Raw genomic sequence first — 20,840 nt, forward strand, 5'->3', positions numbered from 1 at the left:
CCGTTAGACTCGCTGGTGGGTGACCACAGGAGGGTACATGGACAAGGGTTCCCGGGCCGGCCGAACCGGCTCCGACAGCCTGAGGGAAAGCAGCGTGCCCGCCTTCGCCACAGATCGGGGTATGGCCTGGGTGATGGCGGTATGCGGCGTCGTCGGCTTCCTGGCCTCGGGCCAGCTGGTTCTCGAGCGACTTGCCCTGTACCAGGACCCCAGCTACGTGACCTCCTGCGATATCAGCCCGTTCGTCTCCTGCGGTGAGGTCTTCCGCACCTGGCAGGCAGCACTGTTCGGCTTCCCGAACCCGCTCATCGGCATCGTCGCTTTCCCGGTGATCCTGACGACGGCGATGGTCCTGTTCTCAGGCGCGCGTCCGGCCCGCTGGTACTGGCGCGGACTTCAGGCCGGAGTGAGCCTCGGTTTCGTGTTCGTTGCGTGGCTGTGGAGCCAGGCACTGTTCGCAATCCATATCCTCTGCCTGTACTGCATGGCAGTGTGGGCGGTCATGATCGTGCTTACCGTCCTGCTCACGGCGCGAAACGTCATCAAGGGAGATCTTCCGGTTCCGGCGGGCGTCCGCCGCTTCCTTGCAGAATGGGCATGGCCACTGACCGCGCTTCTCCTGGTGGGGGCCGCGGCGTCGGTGTTCTTCAGCTTCTCCCGGGCATTCCTCGGCTGAGACGCCGGGCCGGGCGAGTGATCAGAGCTTGGGCAGCTGCGCCGTAGCCGAGGGCACCTCGCCGGGCAGCGGACGGGCCACAGGAACCTTGGTGCCGAGCACCTGCTCGACGATGTCCTGCGCGACCTTGCGGGCCGTCAGTCCAACCCGCTCCATCACTTCACTGCGCGAACCATGATCCAGGAACTCGACCGGCAGGCCCACCTCGTTGAGCGCCGTGTCGACGCCCGCCGACCGCATCTCCTGGCGGATTCGCGAACCGACACCACCGGCACGCACCCCGTCCTCGATAACGACGACGATGCGGTGCTCTGCAGCCATCTGAATGACCGAGCGGGCCACGGGCAGCACCCACCGGGGATCGATGACGGTGGAGCTGATCCCCTGTGCTCCCAGCCTGTTAGACACATCGAGCGCCATTTCACTCATGGCACCGACGCTGACAATGAGGACATCGTTCTGGCGTGAGCCTGCCGGCCTGCGGCAAAGGACATCCACACCGTCGGAAAGCCGCTCGACGGCCTCAACCTCAACGCCGACATTTCCCTTTGAGTAACGCACCACCGATGGCGCGTCGCTGATGGCAACGGCCTCACGGAGCTCCTCCCGAAGCCGGGTTGCGTCGCGCGGCGCGGCCAGATGCAGCCCGGGAACGATCTGGAGCATCGAGAGATCCCACATGCCGTGGTGGGACGCGCCGTCCGGGCCGGTCACGCCGGAGCGGTCCAGAACGAGAGTCACGCCCGCCTTGTGGAGGGCGACGTCCATCAGGAGCTGATCGAACGCACGGTTCAGGAAGGTGGCGTACAACGCGACCACCGGATGCAGACCACCGAATGCCATGCCGGCGGCACTGGTGAGCGCATGCTGTTCGGCGATTCCGACGTCGAACACGCGGTCCGGATGCTTTGCCGCGAACTTGTGGAGTCCAACCGGAATGAGCATGGCGCCGGTGATTCCGACAATGTCCTTCCGCTCGTCGGCAATGGCCGCGATCTCCTCGGCGAACACCGACGTCCATGACTGCAGGCCGCCGGCGCCGATCGGCTCGCCCGTCTCGGGATCGATGATTCCGACTGCGTGGAACTGGTCTGCCTCGTGCGCCCGGGCTGGTGCGTACCCGTGGCCCTTCTCGGTGATGGCGTGGACAATGACCGGGCCACCGTAGTTCTTGGCGTGGTTCAGCGCATTCTCCACCGCCGCGAGGTCATGGCCGTTGATCGGGCCGATGTACTTCATGCCCAGGTCCTCGAAGAGGCCCTGGGGCGCCCACCAGTCCTTCACGCCTTTCTTGGTTGCGTGCAGGCTCTTGTAGGCGAAGCGTCCGACGGGCCCGCCGTTCTGCAGTTTCCGCTTCCACCAGTCCAGAGTGCCTTCATACACGCGGTGGGTACGGACGGAGTCGAGGGTAGGACGGAGGGAAGCGAGATAATCGGCCACGCCGCCGATGGTGGGCGCGTAGGAACGCCCATTGTCATTCACGACGATGACGACGCGGCGCCGCTTGTCCGCCGCAATGTTGTTGATGGCCTCCCACGCCATGCCACCGGTGAGCGCACCGTCACCAATGAGAACGACGGCGGAGCGGTCCTCCTCGCCGTTCAGCAACCGCGCGCGGGAGATTCCATCCGCCCAGGACAGCGAGGACGAGGCATGTGAGCTCTCAACGACGTCGTGCACTGATTCAGCACGGGAGGGGTAGCCCGAAAGTCCGCCCTGCTGCCGGAGGGAGTCGAAGTCCTGGCGGCCTGTGAGGAGCTTGTGTACGTAAGACTGGTGGCCGGTGTCGAAAACGATGCTGTCGCGCGGGGAGTCAAACACACGGTGAATGGCGATCGTCAGTTCGACGACACCCAGGTTCGGGCCGAGATGGCCGCCCGTACGAGAGACAGTGCGGATGAGGAAGGCTCGGATCTCCGCGGCCAGACGGGAAAGCTGCTGTCCTGACAACCTGGTGAGGTCTTGTGGGCTGTGGATGGTCTCCAGGAGTCCCATCGCGCCTCCTTCTGATACTTGTGATCTGCGACACCTATGCGTGCTCACTCGCCGTTAACTCTAACGTGGCCCGCCGTCACTCCGTGCCCCGCCGTGACCGCGCCGCCCGCTCAACACAGAACACGCCGCCTCCGTTACCGGAGACGGCGTGTTCTGGCGGAGCACTCGGTTAGGACGCTGCTGCCAGCTGGCGCAGCACGTACTGCAGGATGCCGCCGTTGCGGTAGTAGTCGGCTTCACCCGGCGTGTCGATGCGCAGAACTGCGTCGAACGTCACGGGGTTGCCTTCCTCTTCCGGAGTGGCGGTCACCTTGACGGTTGCCGGGGTGTTGCCGTTGTTGAGCTCCGTGACACCCTCGATGGAGAACGTTTCGGTACCGGTAAGCCCAAGCGTTGCAGCGTTCTGCCCGGCCGGGAACTGCAGCGGGAGCACGCCCATACCAATCAGGTTCGACCGGTGGATACGCTCGTAGCTTTCGGCGATGACCGCCTTGACACCGAGCAGCGCGGTTCCCTTGGCAGCCCAGTCACGGGATGATCCCGAACCGTACTCCTTGCCGGCGAGGACCACGAGCGGCGTTCCTGCGGCCTGGTAGTTCATGGCGGCGTCATAGATGTACGCCTGCGGGCCGCCGGTCTGGGTGAAGTCGCGGGTGAAGCCGCCCTCGACGCCGTCCAACAGCGTGTTGCGCAGCCGGATGTTCGCGAAGGTGCCGCGGATCATGACCTCGTGGTTGCCTCGGCGGGATCCGTAGGAGTTGAAGTCCTTCCGGGCGACACCGTGCTCGAGGAGGTAGCGGCCGGCCGGGCTGTCGGACTTGAACGAGCCTGCGGGGCTGATGTGGTCGGTGGTGACGGAATCGCCGAGTCTGGCGAGGACGCGGGCTCCTTCAATGTTGGAAACCGGCTCCGGCTGCGCCTGCATGCCCTCGAAGTACGGGGGCTTGCGCACGTAGGTGGAATCGCTGTTCCAGGCAAAGGTGTCACCCTCGGGAGTATCCAGGGCCTTCCAGCGCTCATCGCCGTCAAACACGCCCTCGTAACCCTTGGCGAACATGGCCTCGTCGATGGAGGAATCGATGACCTGCTGGACTTCGGTGGGGCTCGGCCAGATGTCCCGGAGGAAGATGTCGTTGCCCGACTCATCCTGTCCGAGGGCATCGTTCTCGAAGTCAAAGTCCATGGTCCCGGCGAGAGCGTACGCAATCACCAGCGGCGGCGACGCGAGGTAGTTCATCTTCACGTCGGGGTTGATCCGGCCCTCGAAGTTGCGGTTGCCCGAAAGCACTGCAGCGACCGAGAGGTCATTGTTCTGGATTGCGTGGGAGATTTCCTCCTCAAGCGGGCCCGAGTTACCGATGCAGGTAGCGCAGCCATACCCGACGATGAAGAATCCGAGCTTCTCCAGGTAGGGAGTGAGTCCGGACTTGTCGTAGTAGTCAGTGACAACCTTCGAACCGGGAGCAACAGACGTCTTGACCCAAGGCTGGGAGGTGAGGCCCTTTTCGACCGCGTTGCGTGCAAGCAGTGCTGCCGCCAGCATTACCGAGGGGTTCGAGGTGTTGGTGCACGAGGTGATCGACGCGATGCTCACCGCACCGTGGTCCAGTACGAACTCGCGGCCATCGGCCATTTTCACATTGACCGGTTTGGACGGACGTCCGCTTGCCGATGCCGCAGCGGAGTGCTTCAGGGTGGAGGTCATGGCCGGCACATCAGAGGCGGGGAAGGATTCCTCCAGGGCCTCGTCCAGCGCCGCCTCGTCACCGTGGCCGGTGTAGTTGTGGATGTCCTTGCGGAACTGCTCCTTGGCGTTGGTCAGCGCGATGCGGTCCTGGGGGCGCTTGGGACCTGCGATGGACGGAACAACCGTGGACAGGTCGAGCTCGATGTACTCGGAGAAGCGGATCTCGCGCGAGGGATCATGCCAGAGGCCCTGTTCCTTCGTGTAGGACTCCACCAGCGCGACGCTCTCTTCCGAACGCCCGGTGAGGCGCAGGTATTCGAGCGTGACGTCGTCGATGGGGAACATTGCTGCCGTCGAGCCGAACTCCGGGCTCATGTTGCCGATGGTGGCGCGGTTCGCGAGCGGAACTTCTGCAACACCCTCGCCGTAGAACTCCACAAACTTCCCGACGACGCCGTGCTTGCGCAGCATCTCGGTGATGGTCAGGACGACATCGGTTGCCGTTGCACCAGCCGGGATTGCGCCGGTGAGCTTGAAGCCCACAACGCGCGGGATCAGCATCGATACGGGCTGTCCCAGCATCGCTGCCTCGGCCTCAATGCCGCCAACGCCCCAGCCCAGTACACCCAGACCGTTGACCATGGTGGTGTGTGAGTCGGTGCCGACGCAGGTGTCAGGATAGGCGCGCAGCACTGTGCCGGTTTCGGTGTCTACCTCGCGCGTCATGATGGTGCGGGCCAGGTACTCGATGTTGACCTGGTGCACAATGCCGGTTCCGGGCGGAACAACCTTGAAGTCGTCGAAGGCGGTCTGGCCCCAACGCAGGAACTGGTAACGCTCACCGTTGCGCTCGTATTCGATCTCCATGTTGCGCTGGATGGCATCCGAGTTACCGAAGACGTCAATCTGCACGGAGTGGTCAATCACCATCTCCGCGGGTGCCAGCGGGTTCACGCGTGCCGGGTCTCCGCCCAGCTCCTTCACGGCTTCCCGCATGGTCGCCAGGTCCACAACGCAGGGCACACCGGTGAAGTCCTGCATGAGGACGCGCGCCGGGGTGAACTGGATTTCTGTGTTCGGCTGGGCGTCGGCGTCCCAGTTCGCGAGGGCGCGAATGTGATCCGCAGTGATGTTTGCGCCGTCCTCGGTGCGCAGCAGGTTCTCGAGCAGAACCTTGAGGCTGTACGGAAGGCTCTCGGCGCCTTCAACTGCGTTCAACCGGAAAATCTCATATTCGGCACCGGCGACGTCTAGTACGCCTTTGGAACCGAAGCTGTCCACACTACTCATGTCAGGACTCCTCTCGCCGTCTTCTATCCTTGTTCCGGCGGGCGCGAGCTGCTAGTTAGGAGCACCTAATACTCCGGCAGGAGCAGGTATCGGTTTCGCAGGTACGTGTTCGCTGCGAAGTCCACCCGGAACAACCTTTTTCATCCTATCCGTTTGTGGGCAGCCCGGGGCGCTCACACCGGACGGAGCACCGCCACTGACTCCATGTGGTGGGTATGGGGATACAGGTCGAAGACGCGCAGGGAGTCAAGCTGCCATCCCGACGTCGCGAAGTACGCGACGTCCCGGGCGAAAGATGCCGGATCGCAGGATACGTACACCACGGCCTTTGCGCCGGTCCCGGTGATTGCCCGGACAGTGTCCTTTCCGGCTCCCGCCCGGGGCGGGTCAAGCACGACCGCGTCGAAGTGCGGCCTGCGCTCACGCAGCACCTTCTCAACCTTCCCCTGCACAATGTCCACGTGCGCCTGACCGTGGAGGTTCCTCCGTGCATCGCGGCTGGCCGCAGTAGAACCTTCAACGGAGAGTACCGAACCTGTCTCCCCCACACGTTCGGCAAGGGCAGCGGTGAACAGTCCGGCGCCGGCGTACAGGTCCGCCACCCGCTCACCGGGTGCGGGATCGAGGCCCTCCAGCACTGCCCCGGTCAGGACCCGTGGCGCACTGCGATGGATTTGCCAGAACCCCGCCCCCGTTACCCGGAAGCTATGGGCTCCCACGACTTCGCGGACCCACGTACGGCCGCGCAGCCGGGTAACGGACCCCGATTCCGGGTTCCAGGTCGCCACCGAGGCGCCCTCGATCCCGTCGGCCAACGCGCGGATCTCGCGGCCTGGTGGATCCTGCTGGGTCTTCAGCAGCACCAGCGGCTCATCATCACCGGAGCCCGCTGCGACCTCGACACCATCCACCCCGCTGAAGTCCAAATTCCACAGGGCGAGTTCGTTGATCGCCGGAACGGCCAGCGGCATGTCAGCCACAGGAATCAGCACGGCCGAACGGTGCTCGTGCATGGCAAGGTGCCCGTCGGGATCGACGGCGAATCCAACGCGGGTACGCCACCCGAGTCCGTCGGGAGTCTCATCCGGAACGGGTTCCACCGTGACCGGACGGTCAACCTTGCCCAGACGCGCAAGCTGCTCGGAAAAGATGTCGGCCTTCAGGCGGCGCTGGGCAGGCAGGTCAATGTGGCCGAACTCCGCCCCGCCGACGGGCCGGGTGCCGCGCATTCCGGCGAGGACAGCATCCGCGAGCGGCCACGGGTGGTTCACCCGGTCCGGCGAGGGCTGCACCACCTCGGTGGCGTCCGCGCGCCAGAAGCGGGCGCCATCGTCGTGCTCGGTCAGGCGGGCCTTCACGACTTCGCCCGGCAGCGCGTGGCGCACGAAGATCACCCTGCCCTCGTGCCGGGCAACGCAGTGCCCGCCGTGCGCGGGCGGTCCGATGGTCAGTTCGAGTAGTTCTGGAGTCTGGGTCACCTGAGGTCCTGGAATTTTCGGGCTGCTTCGGAAGAGGCCAACTGCCATGGCACGCTTGCCACCATAACCCCCGGTTCGAAATGCAGCCGGGTCTTGATGCGCAGCGCCGTCTGGTTGTGGACCAGCTGTTCCCACCACTTTCCGACGACGTATTCGGGGATGTAGACAACGATGAGGTCGCGCGGTGAATCCCGCCGCATGGACTGGATGTAGTCCATGATCGGCTGGATTGTGTCGCGGTAGGGAGAAGCGAGGACGGTGATCGGCACCGGTACCTCGAGGCGGTCCCAGTCTTCCAGCGTGCGTCTGGTCTCCTCCGGGTCGACGTCGACCACGACCGCGTCGAGTCTCGAGGGGCGGGAGGCGCGTGCGAAGGCGAGCGCGCGCAGCACGGGCTTGCGCACGTGCGAGACGAGGATGACGGCGTGGACGCGCGAGGGAAGGGCGCGCGCCGAAGCCGCATCGTCGATGGCCAATTCGCGGGCGACCTTGTCGTAGTGGGCCTTGATGCTGAACATGACCACGAACAGCACAGCCATGGCCAGTACCGCGATCCAGGCACCGAACTCGAACTTGGTCACAAGCACCACCACGAGTACGGCGGCTGTGAGCACGAATCCGATCGAGTTGATGGCACGGGATTTGTTCATCCGCCAGCGGCGCTTCTTGTCGACGGTGCTGCGCAGCTCGCGGCTCCAGTGCTTGATCAAGGCAAGCTGGGTTGCGGTGAAGGACACGAAGACACCCACGATGTATAGCTGCACCAGCTGCGTGACATCAGCCCGGAACACGAGAATCAGCAGGATCGCACCAAGGCCAAGTGCCATGATGCCGTTGCTGAAGGTGAGACGGTCCCCGCGGGTGCGCAGTTGGCGTGGAAGGTACCCGTCCCTGGCGAGGATCGATGCCAGTACGGGGAAGCCGTTGAATGCACCGTGCGCCGCCAGCAGCAGGATGAGCGCAGTCGCCGCGACAACGACGATGAACGGCAGGCTTCCCCCGTCGAAAATGGTCCGGGCGAGCTGGCTGATGACCGGATTCTGGACGTAGGACTCCCCCACAGGCTCACCGTTGAGCAGCAGCTGCTCGGACGGGTTCTGCACCACGTGCACACGCGTGGCGTTCGCCAGGTAGATCACTCCAGCTGTCATCAGCGACGCGACCACGCCCAGGATGAGCAGGGTGCTTGCCGCGTTCCTGCTGCGTGGCGCTTCAAAGCTCGGCACGTTGGCACTCGGGGCTTCGACGCCGGTCAGCGCCGCTGCGCCGGAGGAGAATGCACGCAGGATGAGCAGCGCGCCGGCAAGCCCCACCAGCCCGCTCTCGAAGGCGGGGTCCGGGATGATCTCGAAGCGCGCGCTGGGCGCCTCACCGAGCGTCCCGGTGAGACGCTGCACAATGCCGGCTGTGCAAAGCGCCAGGATGGCGCCCATGAAGACATAGGACGGCACGGCCAGGACGCGCGCGTCGCGCGTGAATCCGCGCAGGTTCACAAGCACCAGGACGACGACGGCGCCCACCGCCAGGGCGCTCTGCGTGCCTGCCAGCCCCGGCGCCAGAGAAATCACGTAGTGGGCGCCGGCCGAAACTGAAACCGCGACAGTGAGGACGTAGTCCACCATGAGCGCCGCGGCCACTGTTACGCCCGCGCCGTCGCCCAGATTGCGCCGGGCGATCTCATAGTCACCCCCGCCGGATGGATACGCGTGGACTGACTGACGGTAGGACGCGATAACCACCAGCAGGACCACAATGACGGCAAGGCCCACCCAGGGCGATACGGCAACAGCGGCCACGCCGGCCAGCGCGAGGGTGAGGAGAATTTCGTCCGGTGAGTAGGCGGCCGAGGAGAGCGCACTGGTCGAAAACAGCGGCATGGCGATCCTCTTGGGCAGCTTTCCATGCCGAAGCCGGTCATTGCGGAACGGCTTGCCCACCAGCACCCGCTTGGCGGCGTCAAAGAAAGTCAGCACAGCCCACAGACTAGCGCGTTTGTACTGTCCTCCCTCCACTACGCTTGGAACATAATCAGCAGTAGACAACCAGGGGTGGCGCAGTGGCGCATTTCGTAATCATGGGCTGCGGCCGCGTCGGAGCCAGCCTGGCGCACACGTTGGACGAATCAGGCCACAGCGTGGCGATCATCGACCAGGATGATCGCGCCTTCCGCAGGTTGCGGGGCTCGTTCGGCGGCCGCAAGGTGACGGGCGTAGGGTTCGACCGGGACACGCTGAAGAACGCCGATATCGAGAGTGCCTACGCCTTTGCCGCCGTCTCCAGCGGAGACAACTCCAATATCCTCGCCACGCGCGTTGCCCGCGAGATCTTCCACGTACCGCACGTCGTTGCGAGAATCTATGACCCCGGACGTGCCGAGATCTACCAGCGGCTCGGCATACCCACCGTGGCGGCGGTCCGCTGGAGCGCCGACCAGGTACTGCGCCGGATCCTCCCCGAACAGAGCATCAACGGGGACTTCCGTGAGTCCTCCGGGCGGCTGATCCTCGGGGAGCTTGCGCTCCACGAAGGGTGGCTCGGACGGTCGATCAAGGAGATTGAGGCCGCGGCGGGTGTCCGCGTCGCCTATCTCACCCGCTTCGGCGAGGGGATGCTGCCGGGCAGAGGTACCAGTTACCAGGAAGGCGACGTGGTCCACGCCATGATGGAAACCGCCGCAACGGACGAAGTGGCGCGGGTGCTGTCCAAGCAGCCGCCGGAGGAGCAGGAATGAAGGTCGTCATCGCGGGGGCGGGAAGTGTCGGGTCATCGATCGCCCGGGAACTGCTGTCCAACAACCACGACATCCTGTTGATCGACGAGAAGCCCGAGGCAGTGGGCCGTAGCGGGCTGAAGGGCGCGCGCTGGCTGATCGGCGACGCCTGCGAACTCACCACCTTGAAGGACGCCAAACTGGAGGAGGCCGACGTCGTCGTTTCCGCCACGGGTGACGACAAGGTGAATCTCGTGGTGTCACTGCTCGCCAAGAGCGAGTTCGGCGTGGGACGCACCGTTGGGCGGGTCAACAACCCGAAGAACGACTGGATGTTCGATGACTCCTGGGGCGTGGACGTTGCTGTGAACACACCGCGCCTCATGACCGCCCTCGTGGAGGAAGCAGTTGAGATCGGCGACCTCGTGCGTCTGCTGACGCTCCGCACGGGAGTGTCAGCCATCGTCGAGTTCACTGTGGCGCAGGATTCACCTCTCATCGGGCGACTGCTGGGATCGATCGAGCTTCCGGCGGACTGCACGGCGGTGGCGATCCTCCGCGACGACACCCCAATTACCCCGAGCCCCGATGATGTCGTTGAAGCCGGCGATGAGCTGTTCTTCGTAGCGACCATTGCAGCCGAGGACGCACTGCGTTCGGCGCTCCGGCCTGTTTCCTAGAGCAAATTAGGCCGGAGGGTGCTGCTGCTTTTCGAGCGCCGGCCGGGATACCAGCCAGGCGAACCAGAGTCCGAGCGCGTAGAGCGGGACGCCCATGGCAACCCGGGTGGCGCCGAGCGCTGCGATGTTGTCGGCAAGGTACAGCGGTACCTGGACGATGAGCCGCAGTGCCAGCACGGTGATGATCAGCCAGGTGGCGATCGAGTACGCCCGAACCCTCGGTGCGTGCTTGCGCCAGTCCGTGCCCTCGCCCCGGATGAAGCCGAAGAGCAGGCCCGCCAGCGGCCAACGGACAGCGATGGAAATGACCATCCCCACGATATAGGCGGCGTTGGTGAAGAACCCGGGAAGAAAGAAGTCCTGCGCATTGCCAGTCCGGTTGGCTACGAATGCACAAATACCTACGCCGACCAATCCCGACAGGGCCTGCGTAAGGGGCGTCTTGGTCAGCAGGCGGATGACCGTGAACACGGCGGAGACTGCCAGGGCAACGATCAGTGACAACTGCAGGTCCCGCAGGATGGTGAAGACGACCGTGAAGAGCAGGCCGGGCAGAATGCTCTCCGCCAGCCCGCGTACACCTCCGATCGACTGCAGCACGTCAATGCGCCCGCTTTCGTCCTGACGGACTCCGGCCTTCGCCGCATACTGACCCGCGATGGCTCCCATACCCTGGTCCGCGGCGGGCTCGTCGTGCTTGTCAGACGCATCACTGCCGGGACGGTCCTCAGCGGGTTGGTTCACGGTGACTCCTCAGGACGGCCGATGATCTCGTACCGCGGGTTGTGAATAGTGGGGATTCCATCGACGATGCTGACCATCCCCTCGAAAGCGAGCGAAATTCCGGGGTCGATGCCGGGTATCCTGCGCTGACCGGTCCACACGAGCTGGACACGGCTGTCCGCCTGTGCGGCTCGATGGCCGGTGGTGGAGCGATCGGAGTGCACGGCCACTATCGCCGAGAAGTGTGGCGCAGCAGTGCGGGGCAGGATAGTCACCCGCTCGACGAAGCCGTTGCCGGCAAACCGTCCGCGACTCGGCAGCGGGACCTGCGACCCTGCCGGATAGCTGGGTGGACCCTGGTCAGCCAATGTGGGTAATCTCGGGACCTCGCTGAAGCGGGTCATCCGGTGTCGCCTTGGGCTGTTCGGCCTGCTGCTTCTGGGCTGCGGCATCCTTCGGCAGCCTGAGCGCCAGCAGTTCACGTGGAGGCAGCGGATGGTCCCCGCGAACCACCACGACGTTCCGGAAGAGCTGCTCCATCGGCTCTGCTACGGCAGGATCCACGGCAGCCGGGCCCCCGAAGACGCCGCGGAGGAACCAGCGTGGCCCGTCCACGCCCACGAACCTGGCGACGCGGAATCCGGCACGGCCGTCGGGCGTCTGTGCCGGGAGCTTGGCGATCAGTTCGGTCCCGAACTCGCCCTGGCGCTCGGCAACGGTTCCGCCCTGCGAGCCTACGGATGCCGCGATCTGTCCCCGGATCTCATCCCAGAGCCCTTCGGAACGGGGAGCGGCGAATGCCTGGAGCTGCAGGTTGGAGCCCTTGATGTCCAGCGTGACCGCGATAACCCGTTTGGTCCGTTCCTCGACCTCGAGGCGTAGCGATAAGTTTTCGGCAGCAGCAATGCGCAGCGCGCCCAGGTCGATATAGCCCTCGGCTGTTTCTTTCTCCGAGTCATCGAACGGGCCTGTCGCTTCACGGCCGGCCGCCGTCTGGTCTTCAGCCGGAGCATCGGTGGCCTCGGGTTCTTCGCGGACGTCCTCAGCCTCTTCAGCGGGGCTCGATGCCGTGCTTGAACTCGTGTCTGATTCATTCTTCTTGCGGCGCCCGAAGATCATGGTCGGGTTCCTCCTTCAATGGTCATCGGCAGCCTGTCGCTGCCAGTCGATTGCTTCAGCGTGTTGCACCGGCGGTGGGAGCAAATCCTCCGGTTGACCCGAATCCACCGGCTCCGCGTACTGAGCTGGGCAGCTCATCCACAGCCACGAACGTTGCGTACTCCACCTTCTGGATGACCAGCTGGGCGATCCTGTCGCCCCTGCGGAAGGACAACGGAGTGGAGGCGTCGGTATTGAGGAGCGTCACGGCGATCTCCCCCCGGTAGCCCGCGTCAACGGTGCCGGGGGCATTGACGACGGTGATCCCGTGCTTCGCTGCCAGCCCGGATCGGGGATGGACAAATGCTGCGTAACCGGGCGGCAGGGCGAGCGAGACGCCGGTGGGAACCAGTGCGCGCTCTCCGGGCTTCAGTTCGAAGTCGATGCGGGTGCGAAGGTCCGCGCCCGCATCCCCCGGGTGCGCGTAGGCAGGGGGTTCCAGGCCGTCGTCGAGCATTTTGATCTGTACGGACAATGCTTCAGCGGTATCAAGCATGTCTTCTCCTGCACGGTTTTATGATGGCGGGCCTGGCGTGCGCCGCCCAACGGCGCGAAGCGCCGAAAGTGCGGAATGCATCGGAGCCCTCTGCTCCATTTACTGTATCGCTTCCGTCCGCTCGTCCACGCCTCCATACCAGGATGAAAAGCCACCGGAAAGGTGCTTAGCTAGCTGACATGCCTACAGGATCTGCCGGTGAATCCGTCGTTTACGAAGAGAAGTTGTGGCCGGCACCGTGGATCTGGATGGTGGTTGCGGGCGCGGCTGTCGCCTCGGTCTTTACTTTCATTCCGATCAGCGTCCAGGCAGCGATCGTGGCTGCCATCGTTGTTGCTGCCGTCCTGACGACGCTGCTCATTCTGTCCACCCCTCTTATCAGGGTGACCCCGACGGAGCTTCAGGTGGGCAAAGCCCAGATCGAGCGGAAGTATCTCGGGGATGTGGAGGCATTCACCGGCGCCGATGCGACCGCCCAGCGTGGAACCGAGCTTCATGGAAAGGCGTACCTCTGCATCCGGGGATGGATTTCCCCAGTCGTCAAGATCACCATCAACGACGCCGAAGACCCTACTCCGTACTGGTTAACGTCAACGAGGCGGCCCGAGCAGCTGACAGCCGCCCTGACCGCCCCGTCGCGAGGAGCGTAAGGGAGCGCTGACGCTCCCGCTTTCAGTCTTTGGGTCCTGCGAAATCAGCCTTCGCAGTCCTTGCAGAAGACCAGCCCGTCCTTCTCCTTCGCGATCTGCGAGCGGTGGCGCACCAGGAAACAGGAGGAACAGGTGAATTCGTCAGCCTGGGCGGGAAGCACCCGCACGAGCAGTTCTTCGCCGGAGAGGTCGGCGCCCGGAAGTTCGAAGCCCTCCGCTGCATCGGCCTCGTCCTCGTCGACAACCGCGGATTGCTTGTCCGTGCGACGCGTCTTCAGCTCTTCAATAGAGTCTTCGCTGAGTTCGTCGTCGGTCTTCCGCGGCGCATCGTAGTCAGTCGCCATAGTAAGTTGTTCACGCTCCGGTGGGTGTATGTGGTCTATCGGTGGTCTATGAGTGTCACGGTGGAATCGGCGATACAGGAACGGTGCCGTTAAGGACAGGATCCTGTCCGTGTCACAACGCTGAAGCGGTCCAATTTGTGCCCGTACCGCAGAGATTGTTGCGGATCGCCCCTTTAAAAGCGAATCGGCACACAAGTTCCGCGCCACACCAAGGATGAAGTAGGAACGGGCCTCTTTGAATGGCAGAGTTTCACCGGAAGTAATGTATGTCGGCTGGAGGGTTTTTCATGCAGGAGCTACGGCTGGTAGGCGTGGATGAGGGCGGAGGTCATCTGCTGCTGAGCGGTGAGGGTGGAGCTTCGTTCCACCTGCCTATCAACGAGGCGCTGCGGATGGCGAGCACCAGGCCATCCACACGTCCGGCGCAACAGAAACCGTCCGCAGACAAGGACAAGCGGCCGGCCCTGAGCCCCCGCGACATCCAGGCGAGGATCCGTGGCGGTTCAACTGCCCAGGAAATCGTGGACGAAACCGGCGTGGACCTGCAGCATGTGCTGCGCTATGAAGGCCCCGTCCGGGCTGAACGTGACTACATGGCCCAGCTGGCGCAGCGCGTAGAGGTTGCCTCTCCCCTGCCTTCCAATGACGGCTACCGCTCCGCCTTCGGGGAGAACCCGGCCCAGCTCGATGACATGGTCCGCTATCGCCTGCAGGCCTTTGGAGTGGATCCCGACACCGCCGAATGGGATGCGTGGCGCAAGCCTGATGGCCTCTGGACCGTCGTCGTCCGGTTCGAGCTGCCCACGGGGTCTGCCGCTTCTGTCGGAGAGGAACCACCGGCGCAGTGGACGTTCAACCCGTCCCGGCGCACCGTGCTGAACGCCAACCGCTGGGCCCAGGTACTGAGCGAACTCGAACCGCTCGACGGGCCGCTTCCCTCGCGGAGGCTTAGCGCCGTTACCGACCGGGTCTTTGACTTCGAGACGGATGCGGCCGTTGAGGAACCGGAAGGCGCTGACGCCGGGGCCGACGCCGACGCCGATGAGCTGCTGGAAGTACTGCGGTCGCGTCGCGGGCAGCGGCTCGGTGTGGATGAGGACGGCGATGACGCGCTGGCCCTCATGCTCGCCAAGGGCCACATTCCTGCCGCCCACCCCCGCCAGGGGCACGATGGCACAGAAGAGGCCGACGCTTCACCGGCTGCCGCGGAGTCTCGGAGCTTCCCCGGTTTGAGCCTTGCTCCCTCTATCTTTGAGGGAGAGACTGCTGAGGCCACGTACGACGACGGCACGCCTCGCCTGTTCGAAGGTGTCAGCACGGATACGCGTGAGATCAGCGTGATCGCCCGCCCGCAGTCCTTTGCGGGTGACGGGGAGGGCACGCCTGCTCCGGCTTCGCGTCAGGAGAACCACCGCCCAGAGCGGGCAGCCGAGCGCTCCCCGGAACCTGATGAATCACACCCTGCGGCACCCAAAACGCCGGATCACCACGCCGATCGGAAGATGAAGCCCCGGCGTTCCAGCGTGCCCAGCTGGGACGAGATCGTCTTCGGAACCAAGGGCGATTAGAGTCGCGCGGCTGCCGGATGAAACGGCAAAGGCTCGTCGCTACCGGCGTGCCTGCGGGCAGTATGGGCGGTCACGTTGCGCATATGGTGCCGCCGGCACAGCGTTTCGTAACTGATTATGGGGCCGGCGGGTAAGCCGAGTTCGTCCAAACCGCCGCCGGTCAGCCGGGGCTGGCCCGGATCGTGCTCAACAGTGGGCGGATCGACATCCCCGACTACCATCTGTTCACCCTCGACGACCATGACGCCGTCCACTGTTCGCGCGTTGTGGGTGGCCCGGCGACCGCACCAGCACAGCGCCTCGACCTGCAGGATCTGGGTCCTGTCCGCCAATTCGATCAGCCGTTGCGACCCGGGGAAAAGCTCGGTGCGGAAATCGGAGGTGATGCCGAACGCGAATACATCGATATCCATGTCATCGACAATGCGCGCCAGCTGTTCAATCTGCTCGCGGGTGTAGAACTGCGCCTCGTCACAGATGAGGTAGTCGACGCGCGTGCCGTGGGTGCGCCGTCGGACGAGTTCCTCCCAGAAATCAGTTTCCGGGCGGACTTCCACGGCCTGGGCGCTGAAGCCAAGGCGACTTGAGATCACTGATTCGCCTGCACGATCGTGCGAGCTGAAAAGCAGACCACCGCGCCCCCGGGCGCTGTGGTTGTAGTCCATCTGCAGGGCAAGGGTCGATTTTCCGCAATCCATGGTTCCGGAGAAGAAAACCAGTTCGGCCATTGGTCAGCGTCCCACCATGCGCACCGGGCCGGGGCCCGGCTTCACGAGGGTCAGCAACGGTACCTCCCGCTCGGCGCGCGTAATGGAGCCGTGCTGCCCGATAACCTCAAGAGCGGATGCCGGAACCCTGCGGGTGTCGTAGAACGCCACGGGTTCCCGGGCAGCCACCAGTACGTTTCCAATCCGCGGCTCGACCTCCGGAGCAACCTCGCCGAAGAATCCCGCAGTAATTGCCTCGGCCCGGGTGAGAACCCACGCCCGCGCCCCGTGCTCCTGCCGCCAGGATTCAACCAGACGCTCCAACCCGGTTTCGGTCAGATCGGGTTCTGTGTAGAGGTGCACCATCCGCGGCTCGCCACCGGTATGCGCCACGCCGTCAATCAGCGCAAGATCAGCCGAGAAGTCGACGTGCTGCTCCGGTGCTACGTCCACCATTCCGTGATCGGCAGTCAGCAACAGGAGTGTGTGGGGCGGCAGCTTCGCGGTGAGAGACCGCATTGTCCGGTCGATGTCTTCAAGCCGGTCACCCCACTCGGGTGATGTGCAGCCCGAGCGGTGCCCGGTCTTGTCCAACTCGTTCAGGTAGAGGTACACCAAAGCCTGATCGGTGGCCGCGAGTGCCTTGCACACCGCCTGAACGCGTGCTTCGGGAGTACTCCCCGCCACGTACGTGCCGCCGCGCAGCGCCGCCCGGGTGAGACCCGAGCCGTCGAATCGAGTGAGGCCGACGCTCGTGACGGGCAACTGCGCTGCCACCCGTTCGAACACTGTGGGGTGCGGCTGCCAGTGTTCCGGCTTCACCGCAGCATCCCACCCGCCGAGCATGTTCACGACCCTGCCCTGAGCGGGATCGAGGACGTCATAGCCGACCAGGCCGTGCTGCCCGGGCGCCATACCGGTGCCGAGCGAGGCGAGGGCTGCCGCCGTCGTACTGGGAAAGACGGAGCCGACCTTGCGCGACGAATCCAGGAACCGGCGCAGGAAAGGCGCGTGTCCCGAGCGCTGCCGCAGCAGGGAGGCGCCGAGACCGTCGACCAGCACCACGCAAATCCTCCGGGCGGACGGCAGGTCGAGGGTGTTGGTGAATCCGGGAACGTCAAGGGCTGCAGCGGAGCTGGTGAAGACCTCGGCAATCGTTGAGCGGCCGTACGCCGGGGCAGCCGGGAGCGGCTCCCGGTGGAGAGGAGTTGCTGTCACGGGTCGAATTACCGCCCGTGGTGCGCGCGGCTGAAACGGGTGGTCAGCCCGGGCTGCCTCCGGCTGGTGCCCTGCTGATTGACGACGACGCCGGCGACGGACGGATTGGCCGTACTCACAGTACGAAGCGCCCGGGCGAAGGACTTGGCATTCTGCACGGCCTGCAGCCCGTCTGCTTCCGCGCTCACACGCAGCACAATGTCTTCCTGCGCGATGGTTCCGGTGTATCCGTGGTCGGCATCGCACTGCGGATCACCACAGCTGGCCGGGCCCATGTCGATACGCTGGCCGCCGGACCAGGCGATTCCGAGTGTGAGCTCGCGCGCTGGGTCAGACGGCTTGTAGCTCTGCGGCTGCGAGTAAAGGTAGCTAAGCACCACTGAGCGGATCTGGCTGACCGGCACCGACTCCGTGGATACCTGCGCCGTCATCTGCTCCCCGGCGTCGTCCAGCTGCTGGTCATCAACGTGCGTGACAACAAGCATGTCTTCGGTCAGGACGAGGACGGTGATGTGCCGGCGCACCTCCGTGCGCTCGAAGTGGGTCTCCAGATGAACCACGTGGGAGAGCGGTTCCCTGCCGTCCAGGGCATCATGGACGACGTCGGCCACCAAACGGGGATAAAAACCCGCTCGTTCCAGGGAGGCATCCAGGTCGCGGCGTTCCGCCGACAGCGATGGAGTCATGGTTCCAGTGTGACTTATGGCTATGGCGCACGCCTAACCGGTGCAGCCCCCGGGGAGCAGCCGACTGCCGGCGGTCAGTCGCGCATCGCCCGGCGGGCGCTGTCAGTGCGCTGCTGGGGGTTTCCGACGCTGATCTCCGCATTCAGGACGGCAAGCCCGGCCGGTGAAACCAGGACAGGGTTGAAGTGCATCAACGCAATTTCGGGGTGCCTGTCCTTGAGTAGGGCTACCCGCAACACCAGATCCTCCACGGCCGGGATGTCCACCGGCGGCAAGCCCTGGTAGCCGAACAACCGCCTGCTTGCCCGCGGCGTCCGGACCAGGTCAGCAGCGTCGACGGTGGTAAGCGGAGGGATGCCGTGGGCCCAGTCATCGAGCAGGTTGACCGCATCGCCCGCCATGCCGAACGAAACCACCGGTCCCAGGAGCGGATCCTCGATCGCCCGCACGACACACGCTTGCCCGGCCGGCGCCATGGTCTGCACCTCCAGGCCATGGTCACCGAATGCACGGAGCTCGGCGCGCATGGCCTCTATCCCGGCGCGCAGCCCTGCCACGTCGGGGATGTTGAGCCGCACTCCGCCGAAGTCCAGGCGGTGCCGAAGATTCTCATCGACCGTCTTGAGCGCCACCGGCCATCCCAGCGACTCAGCGGCCTGAACTGCCTCGTCAGCCGAGTCGACCGGGATCGAGGGCAGAGCTTCGATCCCGTAGCTGCAGAGGAGCCGGCGTGTCTGGTCGCTATCCAGGCGGCGCAGCCCCACATCCCTCACGCCGGACAGGACGCCGCCGAGCAAGGCCGCTGCGTCCTCCTCGTTGACATCGCTGAGCTCGGCGAAAACACCGTGCTCGCCCACGCGCCACCGGCTGTAACGTACGACGGCGCCCAGCGCCGACACGGCCGCTCCCGGACTGGCGAAACACGGCAGTCCCATACCCTCGTCCTCGCCACCGGGAACCGCGGCGGACCACAAGCCCTCAAGCTGCGCGGCTGGGTCCAGTACGCCCGTGAAGCATGCAACCACCGGCTTTCCCGCTGCCCTGCCGCACTCCTGCAGTACCGGCAGGATCGCGTTGGGGGCGAGCCCTACCGCGGGGATGAGCGTAAGAATCAGGGAGTGAACGGCCGGATCGTCGAGAGCTTCGGTGAGCGATGCCTTCAGCTCGGGCAGTGCGACCGACTGGCCCGCGTCGAGATCGAGGTGTGCGTTCATCCGAACCACGTCGAGCTCGTGCGCAAGGGCGGCGTCCGCGAGGACCTTTCCGAGGGCCAGGGAGTTGCTGAACACAGCTACGCCGGGACCATCGGGAACAGGCTGGCCGACCACGATCTGCGCCACGTCCATCAGCTGTTCGGTGGTCTCGACCCGGATCACGCCGGACTGGCGCAGCATGGCGTTCAGGGCGCCGCTCGGGGCCTGCGTCGTGCGCACCGCGTGACCGGGCGGCAGCTGCAGTCCCATCACATCGGACTTGGCGACGATGACCGGCTTCATCCTGGACAACCTGCGGGCTATGCGTGAGAACTTGCGCGGGTTGCCGATCGACTCCAGGTAGAGCGCAACGGCCCGCGTCTTCGGATCGTCTTCCCAGTACTGCATCGCGTCATTGCCGGACACATCGGCCCGGTTGCCCGCCGACAGCGCTGAGGACAATCCAAGCGAACGCCTGCTGGCGGCTGCGTGGAGCATGACGCCGATCGCCGCCGACTGGCTGAAGAGGCCGAGCCCTCCGCGTTTCGGCAGTTCAGGCGCCATCGACGCGTTCAGCCGGACTTCGGGATCGGTATTGATGATGCCAAGGGACGCCGGTCCCACCACCCGCATGCCATAGGATCGGGCGCTGTGCACCAGCGCGCGCTGCCGCGCCAGCCCCTCGCCGTCGTCGTCCGCGAAACCTGCCGTCGCCACGAGCAGGCCCTTCACGCCCCCGCGTCCGCACTCCTCGACGACAGGGAGGACCTGGTCGTACGGCACCGCGATCACGGCGAGGTCCACGGGACCCGGCACCTCCGCAATGGAGCCGTACGCAACCATGCCGTTCAGTTCGAACGCTTCAGGATTGACTCCGGCGACGGGTCCGGTGAAGCCGCCGTCGACGATGTGCTCGAGGAGGGAATAACCCACGCTCCCCCAACTGCGGCTGGCCCCAATCACCGCGACTGACGACGGCATGAGCAGCGTTTGCATGCTGCGGGCCTCCGCACGGTGCTCCCGTGCTTCCATGACCGCGCGGGACTTCTCGGTCGGGTCGATGTTGAAGGTCAGTTCGACCACGCCGTCGTCGAACCGGCGGTCCACTTCGTAACCCGCTTCGGCGAATACCGTAATCATCTTCCTGTTTTCGGGCAGCACCTCGGCGGTGAAGCGCCGGATGCCGTTCTCCCGTGCGGCCACCGCAAGGTGCTCGAGCAGGATGGATCCCAGTCCCCTGCCCTGGTAGGCGTCCGAGACGTTGAAGGCCACCTCGGCCTCGTCCGGATCATCCAGGCGGTCGTAGCGGCCGATACCGATGATGTCCTGGCCGCGGGTCACCACGAAAGCCACCCTGCCCACATGGTCAACCTCGGTGAACCGTCTGAGTTCCTTCTCGCTCAACGAAGACTTGTACGTGAAGAAGCGGAGGTAGATGGAGTTCTGGGACTGCTTCATGTGAAAGGCCTGAACGGCATCGGCGTCCGACGGCGCGATGGGCCTCAGATGGCCGGTGGAGCCGTCCCGCAACACGACGTCTGCCTCCCAATATTCAGGGTATAGTCCGTCAGCCACCATAGA

General features: G+C 64.9%; 18 protein-coding genes. 5 read left to right on the forward strand and 13 right to left on the reverse strand.

Features of this window, described 5'->3' with window-relative positions; translation table 11 throughout:
• The first annotated feature begins 37 nt into the window (after window positions 1–37).
• Entirely contained in the window at window positions 38–676 is a 639-nt protein-coding gene (locus tag AC4D2M_RS13235) for a vitamin K epoxide reductase family protein (protein ID WP_490892354.1), read from the forward strand.
• Window positions 677–697: 21 nt separating this feature from the next.
• On the opposite strand, the gene dxs is transcribed toward AC4D2M_RS13235, so the two are convergent.
• The 4 genes from dxs to AC4D2M_RS13255 all read right to left on the reverse strand — a co-directional run bounded on the left by dxs (window position 698) and on the right by AC4D2M_RS13255 (window position 9,099).
• The gene (gene dxs / locus AC4D2M_RS13240; protein ID WP_490892355.1) at window positions 698–2,671 is read right to left on the reverse strand and encodes a 1-deoxy-D-xylulose-5-phosphate synthase; all 1,974 of its coding nucleotides are present in this window, start codon (window positions 2,669–2,671) and stop codon (window positions 698–700) included.
• A gap of 169 nt (window positions 2,672–2,840) precedes the next feature.
• Window positions 2,841–5,648: an aconitate hydratase AcnA gene (gene acnA, locus AC4D2M_RS13245; protein ID WP_490892356.1), complete on the reverse strand. Its 2,808-nt coding sequence runs from the start codon at window positions 5,646–5,648 to the stop codon at window positions 2,841–2,843.
• A gap of 173 nt (window positions 5,649–5,821) precedes the next feature.
• A complete protein-coding gene (locus AC4D2M_RS13250; RefSeq protein ID WP_490892357.1) occupies window positions 5,822–7,126 on the reverse strand; it encodes a class I SAM-dependent RNA methyltransferase in 1,305 nt (434 codons plus the stop codon).
• A complete protein-coding gene (locus AC4D2M_RS13255; RefSeq protein ID WP_490892358.1) occupies window positions 7,123–9,099 on the reverse strand; it encodes an APC family permease in 1,977 nt (658 codons plus the stop codon). The genes AC4D2M_RS13250 and AC4D2M_RS13255 overlap by 4 nt, the downstream gene beginning before the upstream one ends.
• 83 nt (window positions 9,100–9,182) lie before the next feature.
• Between AC4D2M_RS13255 and AC4D2M_RS13260 the strand changes: the two genes are divergently transcribed.
• Together AC4D2M_RS13260 and AC4D2M_RS13265 are read left to right on the forward strand one after the other, a co-directional pair.
• Window positions 9,183–9,857, forward strand: a complete 675-nt coding sequence (locus AC4D2M_RS13260) for a potassium channel family protein (protein WP_490892359.1) — start codon at window positions 9,183–9,185, stop codon at window positions 9,855–9,857.
• Window positions 9,854–10,516 (forward strand): potassium channel family protein, encoded by a 663-nt coding sequence (locus AC4D2M_RS13265; protein ID WP_490892360.1) that lies wholly within the window; start codon window positions 9,854–9,856, stop codon window positions 10,514–10,516. The genes AC4D2M_RS13260 and AC4D2M_RS13265 overlap by 4 nt, the downstream gene beginning before the upstream one ends.
• 6 nt (window positions 10,517–10,522) lie before the next feature.
• On the opposite strand, the gene AC4D2M_RS13270 is transcribed toward AC4D2M_RS13265, so the two are convergent.
• The 4 genes from AC4D2M_RS13270 to dut all read right to left on the reverse strand — a co-directional run bounded on the left by AC4D2M_RS13270 (window position 10,523) and on the right by dut (window position 12,893).
• Window positions 10,523–11,185, reverse strand: a complete 663-nt coding sequence (locus AC4D2M_RS13270) for a DUF3159 domain-containing protein (protein WP_490892480.1) — start codon at window positions 11,183–11,185, stop codon at window positions 10,523–10,525.
• Window positions 11,186–11,256: 71 nt separating this feature from the next.
• Window positions 11,257–11,607: a hypothetical protein gene (locus AC4D2M_RS13275; RefSeq protein ID WP_490892361.1), complete on the reverse strand. Its 351-nt coding sequence runs from the start codon at window positions 11,605–11,607 to the stop codon at window positions 11,257–11,259.
• Window positions 11,600–12,358, reverse strand: coding sequence for a DUF3710 domain-containing protein (locus tag AC4D2M_RS13280; protein WP_490892362.1), 759 nt, complete (start codon window positions 12,356–12,358; stop codon window positions 11,600–11,602). Before AC4D2M_RS13280 ends, AC4D2M_RS13275 begins: the two co-directional genes overlap by 8 nt.
• Window positions 12,359–12,413: 55 nt before the next feature.
• Entirely contained in the window at window positions 12,414–12,893 is a 480-nt protein-coding gene (gene dut, locus AC4D2M_RS13285) for a dUTP diphosphatase (RefSeq protein ID WP_490892363.1), read from the reverse strand.
• 179 nt (window positions 12,894–13,072) lie between these two features.
• On the opposite strand from dut, the gene AC4D2M_RS13290 reads away from it, so the two are divergent.
• Window positions 13,073–13,543: a DUF3093 domain-containing protein gene (locus tag AC4D2M_RS13290; protein WP_490892364.1), complete on the forward strand. Its 471-nt coding sequence runs from the start codon at window positions 13,073–13,075 to the stop codon at window positions 13,541–13,543.
• A gap of 44 nt (window positions 13,544–13,587) precedes the next feature.
• Here the strand turns inward: AC4D2M_RS13290 and AC4D2M_RS13295 are convergent, their stop codons facing one another.
• Window positions 13,588–13,887, reverse strand: coding sequence for a DUF4193 domain-containing protein (locus tag AC4D2M_RS13295; protein WP_490892365.1), 300 nt, complete (start codon window positions 13,885–13,887; stop codon window positions 13,588–13,590).
• A gap of 287 nt (window positions 13,888–14,174) precedes the next feature.
• Here AC4D2M_RS13295 and sepH point away from each other — a divergent pair, with 287 nt between their 5' ends.
• Window positions 14,175–15,455 (forward strand): septation protein SepH, encoded by a 1,281-nt coding sequence (gene sepH, locus AC4D2M_RS13300; RefSeq protein ID WP_490892366.1) that lies wholly within the window; start codon window positions 14,175–14,177, stop codon window positions 15,453–15,455.
• On the opposite strand, the gene AC4D2M_RS13305 is transcribed toward sepH, so the two are convergent.
• From AC4D2M_RS13305 to AC4D2M_RS13320, 4 genes are all read right to left on the reverse strand, one after another.
• Entirely contained in the window at window positions 15,452–16,183 is a 732-nt protein-coding gene (locus AC4D2M_RS13305; RefSeq protein WP_490892367.1) for a thymidine kinase, read from the reverse strand. The genes sepH and AC4D2M_RS13305 overlap by 4 nt on opposite strands.
• Window positions 16,184–16,186: 3 nt before the next feature.
• Entirely contained in the window at window positions 16,187–17,380 is a 1,194-nt protein-coding gene (locus AC4D2M_RS13310; protein ID WP_490892368.1) for an alkaline phosphatase family protein, read from the reverse strand.
• An 8-nt stretch (window positions 17,381–17,388) separates the two neighbouring features.
• Window positions 17,389–18,066: a DUF5998 family protein gene (locus tag AC4D2M_RS13315; protein ID WP_490892369.1), complete on the reverse strand. Its 678-nt coding sequence runs from the start codon at window positions 18,064–18,066 to the stop codon at window positions 17,389–17,391.
• A gap of 74 nt (window positions 18,067–18,140) precedes the next feature.
• On the reverse strand, window positions 18,141–20,837 hold the full coding sequence (locus AC4D2M_RS13320; RefSeq protein ID WP_490892370.1) for a bifunctional acetate--CoA ligase family protein/GNAT family N-acetyltransferase: 2,697 nt from the start codon (window positions 20,835–20,837) through the stop codon (window positions 18,141–18,143).
• Window positions 20,838–20,840 lie beyond the last annotated feature (3 nt).

It is taken from the genome of Arthrobacter sp. TJ-270 (genome assembly GCF_058269075.1).